The organism is Cellulophaga fucicola (genome assembly GCF_900119145.1).
Lineage (GTDB): Bacteria > Bacteroidota > Bacteroidia > Flavobacteriales > Flavobacteriaceae > Cellulophaga > Cellulophaga fucicola.
Genome location: NZ_FPIY01000005.1, coordinates 178,252 through 196,767, shown reverse-complemented (window position 1 = coordinate 196,767; position 18,516 = coordinate 178,252). Strand labels below are relative to the sequence as shown.

Below are 18,516 nucleotides of genomic sequence, written 5' to 3'. Positions count from 1 at the left end.
CACTAGTCTAAGATTTTAATCTCATTTAATTCCTCTATATTTTTTATAGGGGTTTCATTGTATTGCAGTGTCCACCCCAAAGAGTTTGTTAACACATAGAATTTAGAAAGCTCACTTAAAAGTCTATTTTTTGCATTTGTTTTTAAGGACGAATTTTCAACCTTTTTAAGCAATGATGCTTTTACGTTTTTCTTAATTTTATTATAGTCACTAGCATCAAACTGATTCAAAAAATCTGCAGTAACATCATAATACTCGTAATCTGGATAAACTTTAATTTCTGGTTCCGGAATTTTTTTAAGAATTAATATTCTATTTTCTTCATCAACCTCAAAATCTATCTTACTTAAATCGTATGCTACAGTCACATCTGCATTTACAACTACTAACGCTTTTTTTTCTGCTGTAATTAAAGGCCCAAAAAGTTGTTGGGAATCTTTGTAATTATACACCTCAGCAAAATGACCTTCTGTGACTATTAACTTAGTCACATTTTGTATTTGCTGCTGTATAAGCATAGAGTTTTCTTGTAGAATAGAGTTTTCTTCTTTTTTGTCTGCACAAGTTTTAAAAACTAGTAAAGCCACTAAAATAATTATAATTCCGACAAGGATTCTCTTCATAATTAAAATATGATAAATGGATATTCTTTTTGAAGATACGTAATTTTTTCTTCTAAGGATTTTAAAAACTTTTGATGTTCTTTAGACTCACTATTAAAAGGTCTATGCAGTAATCCTCTTTGCACGGAAGCTACCTTTTCAGCTGTTACCAATGCTTCTTTAGTAAGCCAATTATCTGCAAACTTCTCCCAAATATAATCTACAGCCAAACTACTAGGATGCACCATATCATCTTTATAAAAACGATAATCGCGTAACTCATCCATCATAATTTCATAACTAGGAAAATAAAAAGCAAAGTTTAAATTACGCTCTATTACATTGTGTACCGCAGTTAACAAATGAGACTTGCTACGTTGGTTTTCTATAAAACCATCTTTTATATGCCTTACAGGAGACACTGTAAATAAAAATTTAGTAGTAGGGTTTATCTTTTTAACTAATGTAATTATCTGTTGTAGACTTACCTCTATTTCTTCCACAGTTAACAATTGCTTATTAAACTCCTTCTGCTGCACTTTATGACAGTTAGCAACTACTTTACCTAAACTTAAATGTTTATACACCCAAGCTGTTCCTAATGTAATTACAACGTGTGTTGCAGTGCTAATACAAGTATTAGTTTGTGCTACAGCTGAATTTAAATTTTGTAGTAATTCTTGTTTTGATGGTGTACTTAAAACAGAATGAGCGTTGAAACAATGCCAACGCTCATTCTGGTTAAATATATCTTTCTCTGTATATTCTTCTTTTAAAACTGCATTTTGCACCAACTGCTCTATTGCCTTTGGATGAAACAAAATACCAAACGGGTTGGTTTCTGATTGCATTTTAAAATAAGTAAACTTGCTACCAATGTGCTCTGCAAAGCAAGAACCCAATAACAACAACTTACTAGAATAGTCTATTTGAAACGTACTCTGCTTAAGTGGTACTTTAGTTTGTAGTTTCATAGATTATTTTTTAATTTATATAAAATACTGACTTTTCTAAAGCCTCTGCTATTCCGCCAGGATTTTTACCTCCTGCAGTTGCAAAAAATGGCTGTCCGCCACCGCCACCTTGAATATACTTTCCAAGTTCGCGTACAATGGTACCTGCATTTAAATCTTTCTCGCCAGCTAATTCTTTAGAAATGTAACAAGATAATGTTGCCTTACCATTATTTTCTGCTCCAAAAAGCAAGAACATGTTTTTAGCATTAGCACCCATTTCAAAACATAAATCTTTAATTCCCGAAGGATCTAAATCTACTTTCTTAGCTAAAAACTGAACGCCATTTACTTCTTGCAATTCACTAATTAAATCACCTTTTAAACTTTTGGCTTTATCTTTTAATAATTGTTCTATTTCCTTTTTAAGCTTACTATTTTCTTCTTGTAAAGAAACTACAGCTTTTACTGGATCTTTAGCATTGCTTAATACATCTTTTATATTTGTTAATACCACACTATTTGTAGCATAAAAATCTTTAACAGCATCAGAAGTAATAGCCTCTATTCTACGTATTCCAGATGCAACTGCACCTTCAGACTTAATTTTAAAATGCCAAATATCTCCTGTATTTTGCACGTGTGTTCCTCCACAAAGTTCTACAGACTGTCCAAAACGAATAAGTCTAACCGTATCTCCGTACTTCTCTCCAAACAATGCCATTGCACCAGCATCTAAAGCCTCTTGCATTGGTATGTTACGTTTCTCTTCTAAAGGTAAATTACCTTCTATTCTTGCATTTACAAAATCTTCAACTTCTCTTAATTGCTCAGTAGTTACTTTAGAGAAATGAGAAAAATCGAAACGTAAATACTTAGAGTGTACAGCAGAACCTTTTTGTTCTACATGCGTGCCTAAAATCTCTCTTAATGCTTGGTGCAATAAGTGTGTTGCTGTATGATTACTTGCTGTTCTTTGGCGTTGTTTACTATCTACAACAGCTCTAAATGTATCGCCCGTATTTTTAGGTAAGTTTTTAGTTAAATGAAAAATTTCATTATTTTCTTTCTTCGTATCTAAAATGTAAACAACGTCTCCGTTAGGCGCTTCTAAATATCCTTTATCTCCTACTTGTCCGCCTCCTTCAGCGTAAAACGGAGTTAAATTAAACACCAACTGGTATTGCTCGCCATCTTTTTTAGAAGTTACCTTTCTGTATTTTACCAAACGCACATTCGTTTCTAAAGCATCATACCCAACAAATTCTTGTTCGGCGTCTTGCAATAGAACTTCCCAATCTTCTTTAGAAACTTCAGAAGCAGACCTAGATCTCTTCTTCTGTTCTTGCATAGCTTCATCAAAACCTTTTTCATCTAAAGCTAAGCCACGTTCACTTAAAATTAAAGCAGTTAAATCTATAGGAAAACCATATGTGTCATACAACTCAAAAGCTTTTCTACCATCAACAGTTTTTGTTGTTGCATTTGCTATTACGCTATCTAACAACACCAAGCCTTGATCTAATGTTTTTAAGAAAGAATGCTCTTCTTCCTTTATCACATTTTCTATAAGTTGTTTTTGTTCTTTTAATTCTGGAAAAGCACTACCCATTGTCTGGGTTAGTATATTTACCAACCTGTACATAAACGGCTCTTTTGTGTTTAAAAAAGTAAATCCGTAACGTATAGCTCTTCTTAAAATTCTACGTATTACATAGCCAGCACCAGTATTACTTGGCAATTGTCCGTCTGCAATAGAAAAAGCTACCGCTCTTATATGGTCTGCAATAACACGTATTGCAATATTTATTTCTTCGTCTTTATTATAAGTCGAGTTTGTAATAGTTTCTATCTCTCTTATAATTGGTGTAAATACATCTGTATCGTAATTAGACTGCACACCCTGCATAACCATACACAAACGCTCAAAGCCCATACCTGTATCTACGTGTTTAGCAGGTAAGTTCTCTAAATCTCCGTTTGCTTTACGGTTGTACTGCATAAAAACCAAGTTCCATACCTCTACAACTTGCGGATGATCCATATTAACTAAATCTACACCAGAAACTTTTGCTCTCTCTTCTGCAGACCTAATATCTACGTGTATTTCTGAACAAGGTCCGCAAGGTCCTTGGTCTCCCATTTCCCAAAAATTATCTTTCTTATTCCCAAAAAGAATTTGAGATTCTGGAATAATTTTTTTCCATAAATCTAAGGCTTCTTGGTCCATACCTAGGTTATCCTTGTCCTTGCTACCCTCAAAAACAGTAACGTACAAGGTACTTTTATCAATCTTTAAAACTTCTGTTAACAACTCCCAAGCCCAATTAATAGCCTCTTCTTTAAAGTAATCCCCAAAACTCCAGTTGCCCAACATCTCAAACATAGTGTGGTGGTATGTATCTTTACCAACCTCTTCTAAGTCATTATGCTTACCACTTACACGCAAACACTTTTGCGTATCTACAACTCTAGTGTTTTTGGCTTCGGTATTTCCAAGAAAAAATTCTTTAAACTGGTTCATCCCAGCATTAGTGAACATTAGGGTAGGATCATCTTTAATGACCATTGGGGCAGAAGAAACAATTTTATGTCCTTTATCCTGAAAAAATTCTAAAAATTGAGATCTTATTTCTTGAGATTTCATCCGTTGCTATTTTGTATATTTAATTGGCAGCTCTAGTTTATTAAAAAACGTTATATTTAACGCAAATAACTTAATTTTATATGGCTTATACCACCTTAAAATGGTAAGCTTTTGATAAAATTAACTATTTCTGCAAAACAATTTTTATATTTGTTTGTTTTGATAAAATAAAAGTGCAAAAATAGGATAAATTCCCTTTATGTCTCAAGTTAAATATTATTATGATCCAGACACTCTATCTTACAGAAAGATAGAGCATAAAAAGTCTAAGAAATTTCGCAATGTTGCGTTACTATTTTTAGGTGCTGCCATATTAGGTTTTTTAGGTTTATTACTCCTATTAAATACCAATTTAGTAAACACACCTAAAGAGTTATCTCTACAAAGAGAATTACATAATTACGAGTTTCAGTTTCAGTTGTTAAACAAAAAAATGGAACAAATGGAACAAGTACTTGGTAATATTGAAGATAGAGATAATAACATTTACCGTTTGTATTTTGAAGCTAACCCAATACCAGAAGAACAAAGACGTGCTGGCTTTGGTGGTGTAAACAGATACAAATCTTTAGAAGGTTTTAATAATTCTGATATGATTATTGATGCCACTAAACGTTTAGAAATAATACAAAAGCAAATGGTAATACAGTCTAAATCTTTAGATGAAATTACTAAACTTGCCGAAGAAAAAGAAAAATTCCTAGAGGCTATACCAGCCATACAACCTATAAGTAACGAAGACCTAACTCGTATGGCTTCTGGTTACGGTTGGCGATCTGACCCATTTACTAAAGTACGTAAAATGCACTGGGGAATGGATTTTACTTCTCCTAGAGGAACACCAATTTATGCTTCTGGAAATGGCAAAGTTACACGTGCAGATGCTAGTTCTACTGGTTATGGTAAACACGTTAGAATAGACCACGGTTATGGCTATTTAACACTCTATGCACATATGAGCAAGTACAATGTTACTCAAGGGCAAACTGTAAAAAGAGGAGATCTTATTGGTTTTGTTGGTAGCACAGGTAGATCTGAAGCTCCACATTTACATTATGAAGTTTGGAAAGATGGCGACAGAATTAATCCTATTAACTTCTATTACGGTAACCTTTCTGCTTTAGAGTTCGAAAACTTACTAAAACACGCAACACAAGAAAATCAATCATTGGATTAATGCATATACAACTTCCAGAAAAAAGATATTATGGTATTGGCGAAGTAGCCAAGGCCTTTAACGTAAATACGTCTTTAATACGTTTTTGGGAAAAGGAGTTTGATGTTTTAAAACCAAAGAAAAATGCCAAAGGCAACCGTAAATTTACACCGCAAGACATAAAAAACTTGCAGTTAATTTATCATCTTGTAAAAGAAAGAGGATTTACTCTAGATGGCGCAAAAACTCATTTAAAAGAAGAAAAGAAAAAAACACTATCTAATTTTGATATTATAACAAAACTAGAAAATGTAAAATCTGAGCTTTTAAAGATAAAAGAACAATTATAACCATTACTATATTTAAACTAAACACTAAAAAACCTAACTATGAAAAAAACATTAATTGTATTAGCTATTATCATAGCAATAGTACTAGCATTAGGTAGCTGGTATGTTAGCACAAATAACACTTTAGTAGAGATGAAAGGCCAGGCTGTTAAGCAATGGGCAAACGTAGAAAGCTCTTACCAAAGAAGAAATGACCTTATTGGCAACTTAGTTAAAACAGTACAAGGAGCTGCAGATTTTGAAAGAGGAACTTTAACAGATGTGATCGAAGCTAGAGCTAAAGCAACATCTGTAAACATAGACCCTTCTAATATGACACCAGAACAAATAGCACAATTTAGCAAAGTACAAAGCGGTTTAAGCGGTGCACTTAGTAAGTTGCTTGTTTCTGCAGAACGTTACCCAGAGCTAAAAGCAAATAAAAACTTTTTAGCACTACAAACACAAATAGAAGGTACAGAAAACAGAATTAATGTTGAGCGTAATAGATTTAATGATACAGCTGGAGACTACAACATTCATATTAAAAAAATACCTACAAATTTTATTGCTGCAATAGCAAATTTTGAGCCTATGGCGCTATTTACTTCAGAAGAGGGTTCTGAGAAAGCTCCAGATGTAGAATTTGATTTTAAATAATAGTCTATGTCTAAAGTCGAAGAGTTTTTAACTGCAAGAGAAGAGCAAGAAATTGTTACTGCCATTGTAGAAGCCGAAAAAAATACTTCTGGCGAGATTAGAGTACATATTGAAGCTACAAGTAAAGTAGAACACTACAAAAGAGCTCAGGAGGTTTTCCACGCATTAAAAATGGACAACACTAAAGCAGAGAATGGTGTGCTACTATACATTGCTGTACACGACAAAAAATTTGTTATATATGGCGACAAAGGCATAAATAATGCTGTACCAAAAGATTTTTGGGAAACTACAAAAAATGCTATACAAGCAGAATTCTCTAAAGGAAATTTTAAACAAGGAATTATTAATGGTGTACTAACAGCTGGCAAAGAGTTAGAAACTCATTTTCCTTGGCTACACACAGACACCAATGAACTTAGCAATGAAATATCTAAAGGCTAGCCTATTTTTATTGGTTTTATTAGTTGCTAATTTTAGTATAGCACAATATAAAATTCCGGAAAAACCGAATACAGAAACTAGTGTTTATGATTATGCTAATTTGTTATCTACAACAGATAAAGCTAGTTTAGAACGTAAACTTATTAGTTATTCTGACAGCACATCTACACAAATAATTATTGCTGTTATAACTAGCACACAAGGTGAAGACATTAACTATCTTGGTGCTAAGTGGGGGCAAAAATGGGGACTAGGTCAAAAAGGAAAAGACAATGGCATATTGGTTCTTTTAGCTAGAGATGACCGAAAAATAGCAATTAGCACTGGTTACGGTGTAGAAGGCAGATTGCCAGACATTACAGCACACAACATTATAAACAATATTATTATACCTCAGTTTAAAACAGGCAACTACTACAGCGGATTAAACTATGGTGCAGATGCTATTTTTGATGCATTAAATGGAGAATTTAAAGAAGATAGAAATCCAAACAATTTAAGATTACAATCCTTTTTTCCCTTTATAGTTTTCTTTATTATCATTTTAATATTGATAAATAAAAAAAGAAACAATAATGGAAATGGTGGTAAAAATGGAGGAAGAGGATCTACTGGTATCGACTTATTAGATATTATAATCTTAAGCAACCTTGGCCGTGGAGGTTCTGGCGGCTTTGGAGGTGGCGGAAGCTTTGGCGGAGGTGGCTCTGGAGGTTTCGGTGGCGGCTTTGGAGGTGGTAGCTTTGGAGGCGGTGGCGCTTCTGGTGGTTGGTAACAAAACAGAAAACCCTGAATTAGGATTCAGGGTTTTCTGTTTATCATTATAAAAAAACATATTTTAAATTAAAATCTTGCCCGAGGAGGTGGCGGAGGTGGCATCATACCTCCAGTTTTACCTAAACTATTAAATTTCCAACTAAAGGTTAACATAAAATAACGCTGCAATACTGTACTCTGACTATCTTGTATGTAGTTCCCTGTTGCTATACGCCTTGCGTTTGTATTCTGGTTAAGTAAATCATATGCCTTTAAAGAAATTGTACCATTGTTCTTTAAAATAGAATAGGCAAGTGTTGTATTCCAAAACCAAGCACTCTTTTGAAAACCTGGCCCTACATTTGGATTATATGTATAGTTAACATCATTACGCCATTCTAATTTTTTAGGGACAAAAGTAGATGTTCTTATACCTAGAGTTTGATATTTAAAATCTTGATTACTAAATTGATCTAAATCGAACTTATTCTCTGTAAAAGAAACAGAATATCTTGGCGTTATTTCCATAATATCTTTCCAATTAAACGTAAGCTCTAGAGATGGACTCAAAGACGTATTTGTTGCACTGTACTTAACATTATTATTAAAGTTAATAGACTTGCTTACACTACCATTAAAACCAACTCCAAGCTTTAATGTTCTTAAAGTATCTAACCTTTTAGTCTTGCTAGCAAATATATTTCCGTTTACGTTATAACCACCATTTACATTGGTGTAAGTTGTATTTCGTAAAAAATTATCATCTATAGTAGTTTTAGCCACTACTTGATTTTCATCTAAGCTAACACCTGCATAAGACCAAATAGCTATCCCTTTCTGAAAATTGTGATTATTAAAACCAAAATATAATCTATGATTTGTAGTTGGCTCTAAACTAGGATTACCAACTACAGTGTTTAGTGGATCGCTTACATCTTCAAAGGGTTGTAACTGACTTATACTTGGCGTGTTATTACTTAAAGAATAGCGCATAAACATACGAGATTTAGGGTTAAATCTATAAGTAAATCTAGAATACATTTCTACTGCCTCAAAGTTTCTTTTTAAGTTAAGCTCTGGACGTAAAGCATCTTTGTTTTCTAATGTCCTAAAAATATAACTACCACTTAAATTAAAACTAACTTTATCTTTTCGATAATTTAAACGTAAACCTGGTGTGCTTCTATAGTTTTTATACTCAAAATCTGTACTTAACGCTGTATTAAAATCATTAAACGCTTGTGAATTTTCGTTAAAATCATAAGCACTCTTTACATCCTCATCTGTATTAGATCGATAATTATATTTTAGATCCAAAGACAATTCTTCTTTTAAAAGTGGAATTCTATAAGTAAGCCCAGTATTTAAACTTGTCGATTTTTGTTCTCCGTCTGTAAACTGATTTCTTGTAATAGACTCTGGATTATCTCCATATACTTCTGTCTGCGAATCTAGAAAGTTTTCCGAAGTAGATTTACTAATGTTATTTGTAATGCTTACACGTAAAAAAGAACCTTTGGAGCCTAACTTTTTAGTAATATCTAAATCGTTTTTAAAATTATTAGTGATTCCTTCTGAAAAAGAATTAGAAGCTGATTCGTTGGTTACAAAATCCTCATCATCTCTAGATTCTTCTTGACTTGTATACGAGTTGGTATTTCTGCTATGAGTAAAAGATGGTTCTATATCTATACGTAATGTAGAATCTAATTCTATCTCTAATTCTAGGTTAGCATCATGTTTATAATTATCTGCAACAGAATTAGAATTTGCATCTGTAAAATATCTTGAATCTGGTAAAATATTTTCTCGCTGGCTTGCGCTATTATTTTCCGAATGGCTATCACTATAAAAATAATCTGAAGACAATTCTACTTTATCACTTAACTTATCCGTGTAGTTTAGTCCTGCATTTTTTGATGTTGTTATTCCTCTTCCGCTGCCGCCGCCAACAACACTGTACATATTATCTAACTCACCAAAACTAAAACCAGCAGAATTAATATTATTACCACCAAAAAGAACACTTAATCTTTGGTCGTTATCAAAAAGATTTACCATTGCAGCAGCCTCATAACGCTCATCTGTACCACCTCCTGCAGATGCTTTACCAAAAACACCTTTATTTTTATCTTCTTTAATCGTTAAGTTTATTGTCTTGTTATCAGATTCTGATTCCTCTCCAGTAAAAGCTTCTGATTTTGTTTTAGTATCTGTAATTTGAACCTTTTCTATAATATCTTTAGTAAGGTTACGTGTAGTTATTGTTGGATCATCACCAAAGAAAGGTTTTCCGTTTACAAAAATATTACTAACATCATTACCGTTCACAGTAATTTTACCAGACTCATCTACCTCTACACCTGGTAGTTTTTTAAGTAAATCTTCTACATTAGCATCCTTTTTTGTCTTAAAAGAATTAACGTTAAACTCTAAAGTATCCTTTTTTATTGTTACTGGAGCAGTTGCTTTTACTACTACCTCATCTAAAAGGTTTTCATCTACCTCTAAATTTATTTGTCCTAGGTTAACTTTTTTTCTATCTACCGGTATGACCTTAGCATAGGTTTTGTAACCTATATAAGATATAAACATATTTAAAGTAGTGTCATATGTTTTACCTTCTAAAGTAAATTGACCTTTTTGATCTGTAATTGTATAAGTTACCAAGGAACTGTCCTTTACTCTTTGCAGATAAACAGTTGCAGATTCTAATGGTTTATTATCATCTGCTGTAAATAAAATTCCTGAAACATTAAATTGTTTCTGTTTAGATTGAGAAAAACTAGTTAATGTGGTTAGCATTAATACTAGCATTAAAAAATACTTCATTTAAGATTGGCTTAGTTTGTTTTGAACAAATGTAATTTTATCAAAAGTTACACTTCTTAATAAAATCTTAAAAAACCAACAATTAATCTTAAATACTATTAAATATTACAACGTAATAACTTACATTAACTTTATTTTAAACATTATGCTCGTTTTTTTTTTGAAAAACTGATACATTATATTTTCTACTAGCTTGGCTGCGTTCCTCATACTATAATCTACACTCTTTTTTTTATCGTATATTTCTATAGCATTTTTTAGTCCCATTTTTTGTAATTCAGCCTTATTTGCATCTAACTTACCACAAACAGCAACTACAGGTACATTAAACTGTTTAGATAAGTCTACTATACCTTTTACCAATTTACCGTTACTAGTCTGACTATCAATTTTACCTTCTCCGGTAATTACATAGTCTATCTTTTTGTTTTTAAAGATTGTTGAAACCTGTGCTAATTCTAATAAAAAATTAACCCCGCTTATAAACTCTGCATTAAAAAAAGTTTTTAAACCATAAGCAGTACCTCCTGCTGCACCTGCCCCAGGTAATAGAGAATTATCTACGACTAAACTATGTTTAATAACAGAATTAAAATACTCTAAAGCATTATCTAATTTTGCAATATCCTCTGTACAAGCTCCTTTTTGTTTTGCATAAACATAAGCAGCTCCATTAGGTCCAAATAATGGATTATCTACATCATTAACAGCAAAAAATTGTATTCGGTTTAGAATTGAAGCAGTAGCATTACGTTCAATTTTAAATACTTTAGATAAATTATCTCCTATAGGGTTTAAAACTATTCCGTCTTCATCTAAAAAAGAATAACCTAAAGCAGCGGCTATACCCATACCAGCATCGTTAGTAGCACTACCACCAAGACCCACGTATATTTTAGTTGCTCCTTTTTTAATAGCATTTTTAATTAAAATACCTGTACCATAAGTAGATGTAGATTTTGCACAGCGGTCTTTTTCTTTTAACAGCTCTAACCCAGAAGCCTTTGCAAGTTCTACATATGCCGTTTTTGTTTCTTCTTTAAATAAATAACTAGCAAAAATTTTAGTTCCTAAAGGATCTAATGTTTCCACTATAACTTCTTCTGCCACAATATTTGTTGCAACCGCATCTAAGAAACCGTCTCCTCCGTCGGAGGCTATTACAGTATCTATAGATGGAGATTTGTCTGCTCGTTCCAAGCCATTAGTAATTGACTGTATTACTTCTTTAGCCGTTAATGAGCCTTTAAACTTATCTGGAATAACTAAATAATTCATCCTAGCTATATATTTGGGGGATTAGAAAACTTATAATAAGTATTATAATAAAGAAGCCTAATAAGATATATACTTCTTTGATTAAAAAATCTGACTTCTTTGGAAACACATTTGTTAGAACATTGGTTTTTTCTTTTTGCCAACCCGTTAAATAACTTACAAGGTAACTAACTCCTAAAGTTAAAAGAACACCTGTAAAGTTTAACCATATCCAAAAAATATGTATCCCTAGATCTATGCCTACCATATTTTGCATTGTCTTAGAAAAAATTAAATTTACCAAAACTGCTACTAAAATACCTGCATTTATTCCTTTATAATTTACCTTTTTAGAAAACATTGCTAATAAAAAGGTAACCAAAACTGGTCCATAAAAAACAGAACCAATTGCATTAATAATTTCTATTACGGCACTTTTACTACCTCCAAATAAGAATGAGCTAGCCATACATACCAGCCCCCAAAAAACTACAGAGACCTTAGAAACTATCATATATTTTTTAGATGATATTTTTTTATCACCTCTATTAAAAAAGTCCTCAACAGTAACCGCAGATAAAGAGTTTACAGTAGAACTTAAAGTAGACATTGCTGCAGATAGTATACCAACCATTAATAAACCAATTAACCCATGGGGTAAATACTTGGTAATAAAAATAGGAATCATTAAATCTGCTTTGGCGCCAGTAGCAGCATATTCTTCTGGAAAATACTTTTGCGTCATTACAGCAATGTCATTTAAAAAATCTGGCGCTTTCATAACCAGTGTACCAATTACCAAACCAATTGTACAATACAAAAGAACCACAGGAAAACGCAATAAGCCGTTAGCTAATAACAGCTTACGTATTGTACCCTCATCTTTTGCAGATAACAAACGTTGTGCTTGGGTTTGGTCACATCCATAATAAGAAACATATAAAAAGAAACCACCGATTAGCATTGGCCAAAACCCATATTCTTGATTTTCTCCTATGCCCCAATTAAAGTCTATTACTTGTAACCTTTCTGGTGAAAAATTTTCTGTAACACCTGGAGTTGCATCTAATAAAGACCAGCCGTAAAATAAACAAACGATTAGGCCAACAAATAAAATTATCATCTGTATTGCATCTCCCCAGACAACAGCTTTCATACCGCCTTGCCAAGAATATATAATGGTTATTACACTTATAATTAAAACCGTGTACACATAGTCTATATCTAAAACTGCCTGTAATATTATAGAAATAGTATACACCATAACACCAGTTGCAAGTGCTCTACTAATTAAGAACACCACACTTAAAATCATACGAGTAGAAGAATGAAAACGTCTTTCTACAAACTCATAAATACTAACGACTCCTGACCTAAACAAAGGCGGAACTATAATAACCATAATAAAAATCATAGCTAACGGAACAGCAAACTCGAACGTAAGCCATTTCATCCCTCCATTTAGTTTTAAACCAACAAAAGCAGGAGCAGAAATAAAACTAATAGCCGATAATTGTGTAGCCATTGTAGACAGACTTAAAGGAAACCACCCTAAGCTTTTTCCGCCTAAGAAATAATCTTTAGAATTTTTATTCTCCTTAAAAAAATAGCCCATCGCCAAGAAACCAAAAAGGTAAAGCCCAACAATTATATAGTCTATATAGTTCATTATATTTGGTTTAGTTATTTAGTAAATCTATAAGTAATGCCGCACTCCATGAGAAATCTCCTCCTCCGTAACCAGCATTTTCTGTTCCTTTTTTACAATTAAAGTACTCATAAAAACCGTATTTCTCTATAAGTTCTATAGAATCTTCTTTAACACGATTTGCAATATCTGTGTACCCATAATTTTTTAATCCGTAGAACAATATCCAATTCATATTAATCCAAACTGGTCCTCTCCAATATTTTTTAGGATCAAAACGATCACTTTCTGGGTCAAAAGAAGCACATAAGTACTTATCTTCTCCTCCAAACTTGGTCATCATTGTGTGCACTAAAGCATCTGCTCTTTCTTGACTAGGTATGTTTGCATACAAAGGCGCAAAAGAAGAAGAGGTTACAAAACTAATAGGTGCATCTTTTCTTAAATCGTAATGGACGTAAGCTCCCAGCTTATCATCCCACAATTTAGAATTAAAGCCCTCTATACTTTTTGCTTGCCATTTTTTTAATTGCGCAATTTTATCCTCGTTACCACCAATACGGATATATAAATTAATTAAAGCTTGGTTAGATTTAATTAACATTGCATTAAACAAGGGATCTATAACTAAAAAAGGAGATAACTCTGCTATTTTAGCATCGTTATAATTGTTCTCCTTAGCTATCTCTATAATATACAGGTAATGATCGTATTCTCTTTTGCTAGGTCTCTGAGAAGCGTCTACGTGAGTTGTATCTCTACGTTCAAAAGTATATTCTGGCGGATTCATTGTTGTCCAGATATCGTCCCAAATAGGTGAATTATCTGTGCCAGATTCCCAGTTATGGTATATAAACACTAAACCTTCATCATTTACATCTCTATTCTTATAAAAATAGTTATGATTGTCATAAACCTTATCTATTTGGGTTTTTATAAATGCAAACATATCTTCTTTATCATCTGCAATTCTATACATTTCTTCTAACACAAAACCTGTTACAGGTGGCTGTGTCATCCCTGTAGATTTATATTTTTTAGATGCAACCGGACTTAAATCTGACCTATGTACATCTGCTCCTGGAAAATAGGTATCGCTTTCGTTATGAAAAACAATATGTGGTATAAAACCATTATCCCATTGCGCATCTAGCAATGTTGCTATTTCTTGTTTTGCTTTTGAGGCATCATAATATGCCTGCCCTATAGCTATAAAACCACTATCCCATTTCCATTGAAAAGGATACAATCCTTTACATGGTATAGTAAAACCTCCTTCTTGGAAATTATCTTCTAATACTCTAATGGCTTGTGATATTAACTTCTCTTTCATAAAACTGTTGTATTAAACACATTAGCGGCACTAACCTCCGCTAATGTGTTTGTAATAATTATAAACAAAAAAACTACTAACTTAAAAATTGAATGTTGCGTTAAAGAACACTCTTGTTGGCAATACAGGACGACCAACAAAGAACTCTTCATCTGTTTGGTTGTTACCCAACCTTGGAGAACCTTCTGTAATTCCGTCAGAATTAAAAAGATTAAATACTTGTGTACCTATTCTTAATGTTTCTCCGTCTTCACTTAAACTAAAAGTATATCCTAAATTAAAATTTGCTATACCTATAGCATCTAACTCTATTGTATTTGTTTCGTTAGAGAATTTTTTACCTGTGTAGTTGTAATCAAAATTAGCATCTAGCTTAGAATCATCAAAACTAATACCTAAAGCGCTTATTACTTTTGGCTGTCTTCTTAGTTCGTTACCTTCTATAGTTGGGTCGTTCTCTGACTTTGTTATTTCGTGATTTTGATATGTAAAAGACCCTGTAAAGGCAAAATTATCTGCAAATCCCCAGTTCCAAGTACCTTCTATACCGTACGTATTAGTATCTTGCTTATCTACATCTTCTATAAAACCACCTCCTGGTGCATTTATAAAGCTTACAGATCTTCTATCTTTTAAGCCTACATTATACAATGCCGCTGTTGCAGAAAAACCAGGAATACCATACTTAACACCTAATTCTCCTTGAAGAATTTCTTCTGTATCATAAGAAGATGGATTTCCAAAATCATCAAACTTTGTACCTCTTAATTCTGGGAAAAAATATCCTCTAGAGAAGTTACCATACACACTTAAATCATCATTTACTTTATACAAGGCAGCTACTGCTACTGCAAAATCATCTGCATAAACGTGACCTCTTGTGTAGCTACCATTACCCCAAGCTACATTATCTAAACCTGCTATACCTGTATTATCAACTAAGTAAGAATCTGTTCCTTCATTTTCTATATCTCCTGATGCTCTTTCGTAACGTACACCAAAATCTAAATTCCAACGATCTAATTTAATTTCGTCTGCAAGAAAAACAGCTACTTTATTACTAGAAATATTTCTGTTTGTATAAGCTAAACCTCTGTTTGTAACTCCATTTACACTATAATCTGAAACATTTACTAAACTAGGTCTATTATTGTATTCTCCTAAATATCTAGTAATTACATTAAAATCTCCGGCTTCTGATCTAGATAAAAAAGTACCTAAAGTAAGGTTGTGCACCCCTACAGATTTTGTTAATTTAATATCTGCCATTAATTCTTTTAACGGTCTATCTCTGTCTAAAATTCTGTTTTCAAAAAGTAATGCATCTGCTGCTAAAGGTTGCCCGTTTAAGTATGTAAAATCTCCACTTGCTAAACCTCTTGCATCTAAGTACTCTTGTTGTGTTTCTACTACTTTTGCTCCGCCTACTCCACTTCCATCTAAAAATAAATTAAATTGATGCTCGTATTTAGAGTAACGTAATTTTGCATCTAATTTAAAATCATCATCAAACCTATGTTTAAAATCGGCCATAATGTAAGATCCTTTAGTAGACACACCATCTTCTATAGGAGAAGTATATACTCCGTTTGGAGTTTGGTAAGATATATCTTGTGCAGCTGCTGTTTGTAATGTAAATATCTCTTCACCATTATTCCCTGTTGGTCTTTTTCTAGAACCACCTTCTAAAGGGTAAGGCAAGAAAAATTGTACTTGATCGTCTATATACTGACCAGAAAGTGTAAATGATCCTTTTTCTGTTACATGCTTAATATTACCTCTTAACTGAAAACCTTCTGTTGGTAAACCTGTAATAATTGGCCCCTCATCATATCTATAAAAACCAGAAAGCGCATAAAACGTATTAGAATCTTCGCCTCCTAAAGGACCACTTGTAACAAAATCTGCTTTGTATCTAGAATTGCTACCAACCTCTGTTCTTAATGTTGTTTTTTGGTCTACTGTACCTGTAATACTGGTATAATTAATAATACCAGCAACAGAACCTACACCATATAATATAGAAGAACCACCACGTACAAACTCTAAACTCTTTATACCAATATCATTTCTAAAATATACATCATGTGCAGATGAGTTTAAACCAAATGTACTTAACACTGGCATACCATCTATTTGTAATGGGTTAAATTGATATTGTCCGCCAGAAGGCAAACCTCTTACAAAAATATTAGATGCTACCTCACCACCACCACCTTCTGCGGTAATACCTGGCACACTACGCAAAACATCTGCCTGGCTACTTGTATTTACTTTTGCCAACTGTTTTGCACCTAAAGAAGTAACAGATAAAGGTGTTTCTTTCTGAGACCTTCTAGTTGATGTTGCTGTTAACAAAACCTCATCTAACTGCTGACCATCTGTGCTTAAAACAATATTTAAAACCGCTTTGCCACCAGATAAGTTTATTGTTTTTTCTACTGCAGTGTATCCTATATATGATACTCTAACAACTTGAGATCCACTTAAATTAGTTGACAATGTATAATTACCATCAAAATCTGATGTTGTACCTTCTGTTGTGCCCTTTATAATAATATTGGCACCATCTACTGGAACTCCGTCCGTATCTTTAACTGTACCAGAAATATCGGTTTGCCCAAATACTCCAGTAGCGCTAAAAACTAATGCAATTGCAAAAATTAAGTTTTTCATTTTCTTGATTTTTATTAATATTAAGTTTGTTGGTTGCTATTACGTAATTTGTAATTATTATATAAATTTATAATGATTACCGTAATTATTTAATGTTTTTATTGCCAAAAAACTATGCAAACGTTTGCGGGAACGTTTGCAATTAGATATTTTTATGTATATTGATCTACAAAAAGCATCTTAAAATGGCTAAGAACCACACTGTAACCCTAAAAGAGCTCTCTAAAAAGTTAAACATTTCTGTATCAACAGTTTCTAGAGCTTTAAATGATCATCCAGACATAAGTCCTATTACAGTAGATAGAGTTAAGAGATTAGCCAACGAATTAAACTACGTTCCTAATCTTTTTGCAAAAGGATTTAGAACCAAGAAAACGAATATACTTGGCGTAATTGTACCAAATGTTAGTCATATTTACACAACTACTATTTTAAAAGGCATTTTGGATGAAGCTGAATTGTCTGGTTATAGAGTAATTATTTCTGAGTCTAAAAACGATGAAACAAAACAAGTAGAAATGTTGCAAACTATGATACAGTTTGGAGCAGATGGTATTTTAATGTCTTTGGCAAAAAAAACATCTTCGGTAAATAAAATTCTAAGTATGTTACAGCGCGTACCTTTAGTTTTATTTGATAAAGTATCTGACAAAATACCCTGTACACAAATTGTAATAGATGAAGAAGAAGCTGCCTACAATGCAGTACAACATCTAATAGGTTTAGGTAAAGAAAGAATTGCTATTTTAAAGGAAACCGAAAACTCTTATAACTCCGAAAAAAGATTTGCGGGTTACAAACGAGCTTTAGAAGCGAATAACATACCGCTTAAAGAAAAATTAATTTTAAGTACGGAAGATATTTCTCTTATCAACGGAAAAAGATTAACCAACGTTTTACTTAGTATGAAAAAAAGGCCAGATGCCATTTTTGCAATTACAGATAATGCAGCAATTGGCGCTATACAAACCTTAAACAAATTTTCTATAAAAATACCAGAAGAAATAGCTGTGGTAGGCTTTAGTAACTCTGCCAGCGCTACAATTATAACACCTAGCTTAACAACTGTAGACCAGCCGGGAGAACGCTTAGGCAGAACCGCAACAACTTACTTAATTAAAGAAATACAAAACCCCATTGAGGATTTGGTTACAAAAACAATAGAGATAAAAACAAATTTAGTTGTTAGAGCATCTACCTTTAAAGGATAAAGCACTAACAAC

The 18,516-nt window shown here is 32.8% G+C and carries 14 protein-coding genes; 6 read left to right on the top strand and 8 right to left on the bottom strand.

The features are described from left to right. Window positions 1–2: 2 nt before the first annotated feature. Genes BT107_RS15225 through alaS form a run of 3 tightly spaced genes read right to left on the bottom strand, consistent with a single transcriptional unit; the run spans window position 3 to window position 4,202 of the window. Window positions 3–623: a DUF4230 domain-containing protein gene (locus tag BT107_RS15225; protein WP_072304692.1), complete on the bottom strand. Its 621-nt coding sequence runs from the start codon at window positions 621–623 to the stop codon at window positions 3–5. Window positions 624–625: 2 nt separating this feature from the next. Next, window positions 626–1,576 carry a GSCFA domain-containing protein gene (locus tag BT107_RS15220; RefSeq protein WP_072304691.1) on the bottom strand — a complete coding sequence of 317 codons (951 nt, stop codon included), beginning with the start codon at window positions 1,574–1,576 and terminating at the stop codon, window positions 626–628. Window positions 1,577–1,586: 10 nt separating this feature from the next. Further along, the gene (alaS, locus tag BT107_RS15215) at window positions 1,587–4,202 is read right to left on the bottom strand and encodes an alanine--tRNA ligase (RefSeq protein WP_072304690.1); all 2,616 of its coding nucleotides are present in this window, start codon (window positions 4,200–4,202) and stop codon (window positions 1,587–1,589) included. A gap of 199 nt (window positions 4,203–4,401) precedes the next feature. Between alaS and BT107_RS15210 the strand changes: the two genes are divergently transcribed. The 5 genes from BT107_RS15210 to BT107_RS15190 are packed head-to-tail and all read left to right on the top strand — an operon-like array spanning window position 4,402 to window position 7,566. Continuing rightward, window positions 4,402–5,379: a M23 family metallopeptidase gene (locus BT107_RS15210; protein ID WP_072304689.1), complete on the top strand. Its 978-nt coding sequence runs from the start codon at window positions 4,402–4,404 to the stop codon at window positions 5,377–5,379. Next, the gene (locus BT107_RS15205) at window positions 5,379–5,708 is read left to right on the top strand and encodes a MerR family transcriptional regulator (RefSeq protein WP_072304688.1); all 330 of its coding nucleotides are present in this window, start codon (window positions 5,379–5,381) and stop codon (window positions 5,706–5,708) included. The genes BT107_RS15210 and BT107_RS15205 overlap by 1 nt, the downstream gene beginning before the upstream one ends. A gap of 39 nt (window positions 5,709–5,747) precedes the next feature. Then, window positions 5,748–6,347 (top strand): LemA family protein, encoded by a 600-nt coding sequence (locus BT107_RS15200; RefSeq protein ID WP_072304687.1) that lies wholly within the window; start codon window positions 5,748–5,750, stop codon window positions 6,345–6,347. A 6-nt stretch (window positions 6,348–6,353) separates the two neighbouring features. Beyond that, window positions 6,354–6,791 (top strand): TPM domain-containing protein, encoded by a 438-nt coding sequence (locus BT107_RS15195; protein WP_072304686.1) that lies wholly within the window; start codon window positions 6,354–6,356, stop codon window positions 6,789–6,791. Further along, a complete protein-coding gene (locus BT107_RS15190; protein ID WP_072304685.1) occupies window positions 6,772–7,566 on the top strand; it encodes a TPM domain-containing protein in 795 nt (264 codons plus the stop codon). The genes BT107_RS15195 and BT107_RS15190 overlap by 20 nt, the downstream gene beginning before the upstream one ends. A gap of 68 nt (window positions 7,567–7,634) precedes the next feature. Here the strand turns inward: BT107_RS15190 and BT107_RS15185 are convergent, their stop codons facing one another. From BT107_RS15185 to BT107_RS15165, 5 genes are all read right to left on the bottom strand, one after another. Then, window positions 7,635–10,379, bottom strand: a complete 2,745-nt coding sequence (locus BT107_RS15185; protein WP_072304684.1) for an outer membrane beta-barrel protein — start codon at window positions 10,377–10,379, stop codon at window positions 7,635–7,637. 120 nt (window positions 10,380–10,499) lie between these two features. After that, window positions 10,500–11,657 (bottom strand): glycerate kinase, encoded by a 1,158-nt coding sequence (locus BT107_RS15180; RefSeq protein ID WP_072304683.1) that lies wholly within the window; start codon window positions 11,655–11,657, stop codon window positions 10,500–10,502. A 1-nt stretch (window position 11,658) separates the two neighbouring features. Next, a complete protein-coding gene (locus BT107_RS15175) occupies window positions 11,659–13,305 on the bottom strand; it encodes a sodium:solute symporter family protein (protein ID WP_072304682.1) in 1,647 nt (548 codons plus the stop codon). Window positions 13,306–13,315: 10 nt separating this feature from the next. Next, window positions 13,316–14,617: an MGH1-like glycoside hydrolase domain-containing protein gene (locus BT107_RS15170; protein ID WP_072304681.1), complete on the bottom strand. Its 1,302-nt coding sequence runs from the start codon at window positions 14,615–14,617 to the stop codon at window positions 13,316–13,318. Window positions 14,618–14,698: 81 nt separating this feature from the next. Further along, window positions 14,699–17,293 carry a TonB-dependent receptor gene (locus BT107_RS15165; RefSeq protein WP_072304680.1) on the bottom strand — a complete coding sequence of 865 codons (2,595 nt, stop codon included), beginning with the start codon at window positions 17,291–17,293 and terminating at the stop codon, window positions 14,699–14,701. A 185-nt stretch (window positions 17,294–17,478) separates the two neighbouring features. On the opposite strand from BT107_RS15165, the gene BT107_RS15160 reads away from it, so the two are divergent. Next, on the top strand, window positions 17,479–18,504 hold the full coding sequence (locus BT107_RS15160; protein WP_072304679.1) for a LacI family DNA-binding transcriptional regulator: 1,026 nt from the start codon (window positions 17,479–17,481) through the stop codon (window positions 18,502–18,504). Window positions 18,505–18,516: the final 12 nt, after the last annotated feature.

What these genes read in the sequence shown, in the direction of transcription:
- BT107_RS15225 (WP_072304692.1), bottom strand. Translation starts at nt 623, where the DNA reads ATGAAGAGAATCCTTGTCGGAATTATAATTATTTTAGTGGCTTTACTA.
- BT107_RS15220 (WP_072304691.1), bottom strand. Translation starts at nt 1,576, where the DNA reads ATGAAACTACAAACTAAAGTACCACTTAAGCAGAGTACGTTTCAAATA.
- alaS (WP_072304690.1), bottom strand. Translation starts at nt 4,202, where the DNA reads ATGAAATCTCAAGAAATAAGATCTCAATTTTTAGAATTTTTTCAGGAT.
- BT107_RS15210 (WP_072304689.1), top strand. Translation starts at nt 4,402, where the DNA reads ATGTCTCAAGTTAAATATTATTATGATCCAGACACTCTATCTTACAGA.
- BT107_RS15205 (WP_072304688.1), top strand. Translation starts at nt 5,379, where the DNA reads ATGCATATACAACTTCCAGAAAAAAGATATTATGGTATTGGCGAAGTA.
- BT107_RS15200 (WP_072304687.1), top strand. Translation starts at nt 5,748, where the DNA reads ATGAAAAAAACATTAATTGTATTAGCTATTATCATAGCAATAGTACTA.
- BT107_RS15195 (WP_072304686.1), top strand. Translation starts at nt 6,354, where the DNA reads ATGTCTAAAGTCGAAGAGTTTTTAACTGCAAGAGAAGAGCAAGAAATT.
- BT107_RS15190 (WP_072304685.1), top strand. Translation starts at nt 6,772, where the DNA reads ATGAAATATCTAAAGGCTAGCCTATTTTTATTGGTTTTATTAGTTGCT.
- BT107_RS15185 (WP_072304684.1), bottom strand. Translation starts at nt 10,379, where the DNA reads ATGAAGTATTTTTTAATGCTAGTATTAATGCTAACCACATTAACTAGT.
- BT107_RS15180 (WP_072304683.1), bottom strand. Translation starts at nt 11,657, where the DNA reads ATGAATTATTTAGTTATTCCAGATAAGTTTAAAGGCTCATTAACGGCT.
- BT107_RS15175 (WP_072304682.1), bottom strand. Translation starts at nt 13,305, where the DNA reads ATGAACTATATAGACTATATAATTGTTGGGCTTTACCTTTTTGGTTTC.
- BT107_RS15170 (WP_072304681.1), bottom strand. Translation starts at nt 14,617, where the DNA reads ATGAAAGAGAAGTTAATATCACAAGCCATTAGAGTATTAGAAGATAAT.
- BT107_RS15165 (WP_072304680.1), bottom strand. Translation starts at nt 17,293, where the DNA reads ATGAAAAACTTAATTTTTGCAATTGCATTAGTTTTTAGCGCTACTGGA.
- BT107_RS15160 (WP_072304679.1), top strand. Translation starts at nt 17,479, where the DNA reads ATGGCTAAGAACCACACTGTAACCCTAAAAGAGCTCTCTAAAAAGTTA.